Source organism: uncultured Sphingomonas sp. (assembly GCF_946477935.1).
Lineage (GTDB): Bacteria > Pseudomonadota > Alphaproteobacteria > Sphingomonadales > Sphingomonadaceae > Sphingomonas.
The window spans coordinates 1-7,704 of record NZ_CAMLAC010000168.1 but is presented as its reverse complement, the minus strand read 5'-3'; the positions used below and the strand labels follow the sequence as shown (position 1 = coordinate 7,704).

Annotated in this window: 5 protein-coding genes and 1 pseudogene; 3 read left to right on the top strand and 3 right to left on the bottom strand. The window is 68.8% G+C overall.

Annotation, left to right across the window (positions count from 1 at the left end; genetic code table 11):
* From Q0U08_RS15005 to Q0U08_RS14995, 3 genes are all read left to right on the top strand, one after another.
* A partial coding sequence (locus Q0U08_RS15005; RefSeq protein WP_367271143.1) for a putative PEP-binding protein occupies positions 1 to 934 on the top strand: 934 nt, incomplete at its 5' end.
* A gap of 93 nt (positions 935 to 1,027) precedes the next feature.
* Entirely contained in the window at positions 1,028 to 1,894 is an 867-nt protein-coding gene (locus Q0U08_RS15000; RefSeq protein WP_298092289.1) for a helix-turn-helix domain-containing protein, read from the top strand.
* A gap of 97 nt (positions 1,895 to 1,991) precedes the next feature.
* Positions 1,992 to 2,912 carry a tetratricopeptide repeat protein gene (locus Q0U08_RS14995; protein ID WP_298092288.1) on the top strand — a complete coding sequence of 307 codons (921 nt, stop codon included), beginning with the start codon at positions 1,992 to 1,994 and terminating at the stop codon, positions 2,910 to 2,912.
* A 72-nt stretch (positions 2,913 to 2,984) separates the two neighbouring features.
* On the opposite strand, the gene Q0U08_RS14990 is transcribed toward Q0U08_RS14995, so the two are convergent.
* The 3 genes and pseudogenes from Q0U08_RS14990 to Q0U08_RS14980 form a co-directional block, all read right to left on the bottom strand.
* Positions 2,985 to 5,732 carry a [protein-PII] uridylyltransferase gene (locus Q0U08_RS14990; RefSeq protein ID WP_298092286.1) on the bottom strand — a complete coding sequence of 916 codons (2,748 nt, stop codon included), beginning with the start codon at positions 5,730 to 5,732 and terminating at the stop codon, positions 2,985 to 2,987.
* Positions 5,733 to 5,771: 39 nt separating this feature from the next.
* Positions 5,772 to 6,614 carry an oxidoreductase gene (locus Q0U08_RS14985; RefSeq protein ID WP_298092284.1) on the bottom strand — a complete coding sequence of 281 codons (843 nt, stop codon included), beginning with the start codon at positions 6,612 to 6,614 and terminating at the stop codon, positions 5,772 to 5,774.
* Between the two features lie 61 nt (positions 6,615 to 6,675).
* Positions 6,676 to 7,704: pseudogene (locus Q0U08_RS14980) on the bottom strand (DNA mismatch repair protein MutS); the annotation flags it as partial.

Below are 7,704 nucleotides of genomic sequence, written 5' to 3'. Positions count from 1 at the left end.
GACCAGGAACTGGAACTCGGTGCGGAACAGGCCGATCCCGTCCGCGCTCGACATCACCGGCGCGGACGGGATCGGCCTGTTCCGCACCGAGTTCCAGTTCCTGGTCTCCGCCTCCCTTCCCCAGCGCGAGCGGCAGCAGCGGCTGTATCGCGAGGTGCTGGAAGCGGCCGGTGAGCGGCCGGTGGTGTTTCGCACGATCGACATCGGCGGCGACAAGGCACTGCCCTATCTGAACATCGAGGCCGGCGACGAGGAAAATCCGGCGATGGGCTGGCGGGCGCTTCGCCTTGCGTTGGAGCGGGACGGGTTGATGAAGGCGCAGGCGCGCGCGCTGCTGGAGGCGGCGGGGGGGCGTACGCTGAACGTGATGTTCCCGATGGTGTCGGAGGCGTGGGAGTTCGACGAGGCGCGTGCGCTGTTCGAGGCGCAGCGGCTGTTCCTGTCGGGGCGCGGCAAGCGGATGCCGAACGAGATCCGCTACGGCGCGATGCTGGAGGTGCCCGCGCTTGCCGAGCAACTGGACCTGATCCTTCCGCAGGTCGATTTCCTGTCGATCGGCACCAACGACCTGACCCAGTTCCTGTTCGCCGCCGACCGCGCCAATCCGAAGCTGGCGGAACGCTATGACTGGCTGTCGCCGTCCATTCTGCGCTTCCTGCGCCGGGTGGTGGAGCCGGCGCGGGCCGCCGGGGTTCCCGTCGCGGTATGCGGCGAAATGGGCGGACGGCCGCTGGAGGCGATGGCGCTGATCGGGATCGGCATCGACCGGCTGTCGATCACGCCGGCGGCGGTCGGGCCGGTCAAGGCCATGGTCCGATCGCTCGATCACGCCGCCATCGGGGCCGAGATGGAGCGGCTGCTGGCCCATCCGCCGCGCGACATGCGCGGGGTGCTTGGTGCCTGGGCTGCGACGAACGGGGTGGAATTGGCCTGATGCCGAGGCAGAGCGCGCGTTGACAGGCTTACAACCCTTTGGGAAAGACGGGGGCGACCGGCAGGGTGGGCCGCGGTCGCTTCGGAGTTGAGAATGGACGAGGTCAATCCGGGCCATGACGCCGCGCCCGCGGCACCCGCGCGTGCCGGCGACGTTCTGCGCGCCGCTCGCGAGGCGCAGGGTCTGTCCCTCGCGGATGTCGGCGCACGTACCCGTATCCCCAACCGCCATCTGGCGGCGATCGAGGCATCGGATTACCAGAGCCTGCCGTCCGCGACCTATGCGATGGGCTTTGCCAAGGCCTATGCCCGTGCGGTCGGCGCGGACGAGGTGGCGATCGCCCATTCGGTGCGTGCGGAGGTGGACCGGATCGGCCGCCGTCAGAGCGATTATGTTCCCCACGATATCGCCGACCCGGCCCGCGTTCCGCCGCGCGGCCTGGCGATCCTGGGCGTCGGCGTGGCGCTTGCGGTCCTGGTGCTGGTCGCCTTGTGGTTCGGCACCGAATTGTTCCACAACCGCACCACAGCGACGCCGGATGCGCCCGAAATCGCCGCGCCGGCCCCGGCCGCTGCGACCAAGACGGTGACACAGCCGGTACCCGCCGTCACCGCGGGGCAGGTGACGCTGGTCGCCAATGACGAGGTGTGGCTGCGCGTCTATGATGCGGACAACGAAACGCTGTTCCTGAAGACGATGAAGGCGGGCGAGCGGTTCGACGTGCCCACGGGCGCGCGCGAGCCCAAGATCAATGTCGGCCGGCCCGACAAGCTGACCATCATGCTGAACGGCAAGGCCACACCGCCGCTGGGCGACGGATCGCGCCCGATCAAGGACGTGCGCGTCGACGCCGCCGCGGTGGGCGCACGGCTGGCGGGGACGCCGGTTCCCGCAGCGGCGGCACCCGCGGCCGAGCCGACGCCGGAGCGGCCGCTGAATGCGGCGGCCACCCAGGAATAGCGTGCGCGGGCGGCCGCTTTAAGGCTGGCGACAGCTTGGGCGTTGCAGTTATGGTCAATGTTCCTGGAAATCCTGCTTGCACCGGGGGGTGTGATCGATGCGTAACCTGTTGATGACCGGCGTTGCCGCCGCCCTGTTCCTGCCGGCTGCGGTATCCGCGCAAGCCGTGGAGGGCCGCGTGAGCAAGCTGGAAAGCGAAATGCGCGCGGTGCAGCGCAAGGTGTTCCCGAACGGTGCGGGCCAGTATCTGCAGCCCGACATCACCGCATCGCAGGCGCCGCAGACCGCGCCCGGCGTGCCCGCGACCAGCGCGATCACCGACCTTTCGGCGCGCGTGACCTCGCTGGAAGAACAATTGTCGTCGCTGACCGGGCAGATCGAGCAGAACGGCTTTCGCGTCCGCCAGCTTCAGGAACAGTTCGAGGCGTATAAGCGCGCGACGGACAATCGCCTGAAGCTGGTCGAGGGTGGGCCGGCACCGATCGCGCCGGCGAACGAGAGCACGCCGCTGGAGGGGGCCGCGGTCTCGCCGCCGCCGGTTCGCGCCCCCGGTGGCAGTGCAGGCGCGAAGCCCGCCGCGGTCGCCGCACCCGTCGCGGTGGCGGGGGTCGAGAAGCCTGCGACCGGCGATGCGGCGGAGGACGAATATCTCTACGGCTATCGCCTGTGGAGCGCGAAGAAATATCCGGAAGCCGAGGCGCAGTTGAAGAAGGTCGTGGCGACCTATCCCAAAAGCAAGCGCGCCAGCTATGCGCAGAATCTGCTCGGCCGGTCCTATCTGGATGCGGGCAAGCCCAGCCTTGCCTCCATGGCGTTCTACGAGAATTACAAGAAGTTTCCGGATGGCGAGCGGGCGCCCGACAGCCTCTTGTATCTGGGACAGGCGCTGACCAAGCTGAACAAGCCGGCGGATGCGTGCAAGGTCTATGACGAACTGTCCGACGTTTACGGCGCCAAGCTGTCGGCGGCGATGAAGGGGCAGGTCGAGGCCGGGCGGTCTGCGGCCAAGTGTAAGTAGGCGATGTAAAATCCCTTTCCCCGCGGCCAAAGCCGCGGGTCCCCTCCCTCTCCCCGGAGGGGAGAGGGCGTGTTATGCCGCCAGTTCCAGCGTTTCGCCCGTGGCCGCACCGAGCAGGCGTTTTTCCAGCGTCTTCAGCCGTGCCGGGGCGACGATGCGGTCTCCGGTCAGATCGGTGAGATAGAAGACGTCCACCGCGCGCTCGCCATAGGTGGCGACGTGGGCGGAGTGGATCGTCACCTTGGACTGGAACAGCGCATGGGCCAGCCGGTTGAGCAGTGCCGGCCGGTCGCGAGCATGGACCTCCACCACGGTGAAACGGTTCGAGGCGCGGTTGTCGATCAGGACATTGGGTTGCAGGTCGAAGGCTTCCGCGCGCGGGCGGGGGGCGGGCTTGGCGACCAGACGGTCGGCCAGCTTGCCGCGATTGGCGAGCGCATCCTCGATCGCGCGTTTCAGGCGGGTCAGTTGCGCGGGATCGTCAAAGGGGCGACCGAGCGGGTCCTGCACCAGAAAATTGTCGATCGCCATGCCGTCTCGCGTCGTGTGGATGCGGGCATCGATGACGTTGCCGCCCGCGACATGGATCGCACCCGCGATGCGGTAGAACAGGCCGGGATGATCGGCGGCGTAGATCGACACCAGGGTCGCGCCGCGATCGGGATCGACCGCCGCCTCGATCGATAGCTGCGCGTCGCCGGCCGCCGCCATCTGCCGCGCGTTGATCGCCAGCACGTCGTCGGGCTCGGCGATCCAATAGGCTTCCGGCAGGCGGCGAACATGGCCGGTATAATCCGCCTCGATCCAGCCGAGCGTTTCCCACAGTCGCGACTGCTTGGCGGCGATCCGCTCGCCACGGCCGCGCTGCTTGTGGCCCAGGCGCAGCACCTCTTCGGCGGCTTCATACAGGTCGGACAGCAATTGCCGCTTCCAACTGTTCCAGGTGCCGGGGCCGACGGCGCGGATATCGACCACGGTGAGGACGAGCAGCAGGCGCAGCCGCTCCGGGCTTTGCACGGTGTCGCAGAAGTCGAGGATCGTCTTGAAGTCCGACAGGTCGCGCTTGAAGGCGGTGGCGGACATCAGCAGGTGCCAGCGGACCAGCCATGCCACCGTCTCGGTTTCCGCGGCGCTCAGCCCCAGGCGCGGGCACAGGCGCTGGGCGACGCCGGCACCCAGGATCGAATGGTCGCCGCCGCGCCCCTTGGCGATGTCGTGGAGCAGTACCGCGACATACAGCACCCGGCGCGACAGAATCTGTTCGGCGACGGTGCTGGCGAGCGGATGATCCTCGCGCAACAGGCCGCGCTCGATCCGGGATAGCAGGCCAATGGCGCGGATCGTATGCTCGTCCACCGTGTAGTGATGGTACATGTCGAACTGCATCTGCGCGACGACACGGCCAAAATCGGGCACGAAGCGGCCGAACACGCCGGCCTCGTTCATCCAGCGCAGCACCAGCTCGGGATCGCGGGGGCTGGTCAGCACGTCGAGGAACAGCGCGTTGGCGCGGGGATCGTTGCGGATCTCGTCGGCCAGCTTGGCGTCGCGTGCGGCGGCGCGCATGGCAAGGGGGTGCACCTCCAGCTCGTAGCGGTCGGCGAGCTGGAAGATCTCGATCAGTCGCACCGGGTCTTCGGCGAAGAAGCCGTCGCCGGGCAGGGCAAGCCGGCCGCGGTCCAGAACGAAGCCGTTGAGGCGGCGCGGGCGGCGGCGAATGGTGGGCAGGCCGAAGCGGTGGCCGCGTGCCGCGAACCGCTCGTCCAGATGCGCCAGGAAGACGCCGGTCAGCGCGCCGACCGTTTTGGCCTGAAGGAAGTAGAACTGCATGAAGCGTTCGACGCGCGGCTTGCCGGGACGATCGGCATAGCGCATCCGCTCGGCGATCTGGCGTTGCACGTCGAAGGTCAGCCGGTCCTCCGCACGGCCGGTGATGTCGTGCAGGTGGCAGCGCACCGCCCACAGGAAATTGTCGGCGCGGTGGAACTGGCGATATTCCTGTCGCGTGAACAGCCCGGCCTCGACCAGATCGGTCGCGCGCTGCACGTCATGGACATATTTGCCGATCCAGAACAGCGCATGAAGGTCGCGCAGGCCGCCCTTGCCTTCCTTGACGTTGGGTTCGACCACGTAGCGCGTGTCGCCCATCTTGCGGTGACGCGCGTCGCGTTCGGCCAGCTTGTCGGCGATGAACTGTCGGTGGGTGTCCTTCTGGATTTCCGCCTTGAAGCGGCGGCCGGCCTCTTCGTACAGCCCGGCGTCGCCGCAGACCAGGCGCGATTCGAGGAGCGCGGTGCGCACGGTGATGTCGCTGCGCGCCTGGCGGATCATTTCGTCCACCGAACGGCTGGAATGGCCCACCTTCAGCCCCAGATCCCAGAGCGAATAGAGCATCGATTCGATGACCTGTTCGGCATGCGGCGTCTGCTTCCAGGGCGTGAGGAAGCCGATGTCGACGTCCGAATGCGGCGCCATCTCGCCACGGCCATAGCCGCCGACCGCGATCAGGGTCAGCCGCTCGGCCGCGGTGGGGTTGTGGAGCGGGTAAAGCTCCTGCGTCGTCGCATCGAACAGGACGCGCAGGATCTGGTCGATCAGATAGGCCTGGCCCGCCGCCGCCTCCAGCCCGCGCGACGGATAGGCAATCAGGCGGCGCGAGACCTCCGCCCGGCCGGTCTCCAGCGCCGTCTTCAGCACCGGGGTCATCGCCTTGCGCCCTTCGGGTCCACGCAACGGCCCGAGTTCGGCGATCTGCTCGGCCAATAGCCGGCGGTCGACGATGGCGCGGCGGTGGGACAGCGTTTCGAAGCGGCTCGACATGGGTCAGCCTTAGCGGGTCGGCACCTTAAAAACAGCCTTTCAGCCGCCTTCGGGGAAGTCGGTCGCCAGCGCCGCGTCACGCAGCGATTCGATCTCGGTCAGGCGTTCACGCAGGCGCTGGACGACGGCATCGTGGCCCCAGCGGCCGAGGACGAGGTGGCGGGGCGGATCGTCGCGTTCGGTGAGCGCGATCATCGCGTCGGCGGCGCGGACGGGGTCGCCCGCCTGATTGCCGCTGATGTCGCTGGTGCTCTTCATGCGGGCGCCGGCCGTGTCGGCATAGGCGGCGATGCGGTTGGGTGTCTGGCGCAGGGAGCGGCCGGCGCAGTCGGTGCGGAAGGGGCCGGGTTCGACGCAGGTGACGTGGAGGCCGAGCGGTGCGAGTTCGGCGGCGAGCGAGTCGGACCAGCCTTCGACCGCGTGCTTGCTGGCGGCGTAGTAGCCGGAGGCGGGGAAGCCGGCGAGGCCGGCGACCGAGGTGATGTTGAGGATGTGGCCGCGACTGGCGGCGCGCATGACGGGCAGGACGGCGCGGGTGAGGGCGAACAGACCGAAGACGTTGGCGTCGAACTGGGCGCGGATTTCGGCCTCCACGCCTTCCTCGATCGCGGCCTGGTAGCCATAGCCGGCATTGTTCACCAGCACGTCGATGCGGCCGAACCGCGCCATTGCCGCATCGACGGCGGCGGCGATCTGGCCGGCATCGGTGACGTCGAGGTCGAGGGCGAGCAGCGTCTCGTCATCGCCGGCCAAGTCGGCGACGCGGGCACGGTCGCGCGCGGTGGCGACGACGCGCTGCCCGCGCGCCAGCACACGCTCCGCCAGTGCACGGCCGAAGCCGGTGGAACAGCCGGTGATGAACCAGACGGGGGTGTCGGACATGGAAGATGCGCCTTTTAGGTAAGGGGTTTGCCCCTCTACGCAATTGGTGCGGCGCGGTTCCTTATCCTTCCCGTGCCAGCGCCTTCAGCCGGTAGAGCGCGTCGAGTGCCTCGCGCGGCGACAGTGCATCGACGTCGATCGCCTCCACCGCGCTGCGGATCGCGTCGCATTGCTCCTCCTCCGCTTCGGCCGCGGCGGCGAACAGGGGGAGGTCGTCCAGACCAGCAGCTAACCCGCCGGTCCTGGCCCGGCCGGCCTCGAGACGGGCGAGGACGGACTTGGCGCGGGCGATGGTGGCGGGGGGCATGCCGGCGAGGCGGGCGACGGCGAGGCCGTAGCTGCGGTCGGCGGGGCCGGTGGCGACTTCGTGGAGCAGCACCAGCTCGCCCTTCCATTCGCGCGCGCGGACATGGTGGAGGCTGAGCGCGTCGCAGCGCTCAGCGAGGCGGGTCAGCTCGTGATAATGGGTCGCGAACAGGCAGCGGCAGCGATTATCCTCATGGATCGCCTCCACCACCGCCCAGGCGATGGCGAGGCCGTCATAGGTGGAGGTGCCGCGTCCCACTTCGTCCAGGATGACCAGGCTGCGGGGCGTCGCCTGCGCCAGGATCGCGGCGGTCTCCACCATCTCGACCATGAAGGTCGAGCGGCCGCGCGCCAGATTGTCCGAGGCGCCGACGCGGCTGAACAGGCGATCGACCAGCCCGATGCGGGCGCGGGCGGCGGGAACGTAGCTGCCCGCCTGCGCCAGCACCGCGATCAGCGCATTCTGGCGCAGGAAGGTGGACTTGCCGCCCATGTTGGGGCCGGTGACCAGCCACAGACGCGAGCGCTCGGACAGATGGCAGTCATTGGCGACGAAACGCTCGCCCGACCGCGCAACGGCGGACTCGACGACCGGATGGCGGCCGGCCGTGACCTCGAAACAGGCATGGTCGACCAGCTCGGGGCGGACCCAACCGCCCTCCGCCGCGCGCTCGGCAAGGGCGCTCGCAACGTCCAATCGCGCGAGCGCGTCGGCGGTGGCGGCGATCCGGTCGCGCGCGGCGAGCGCATGACCGATCAGATCCTCCAGATGCGCGGCCTCCGC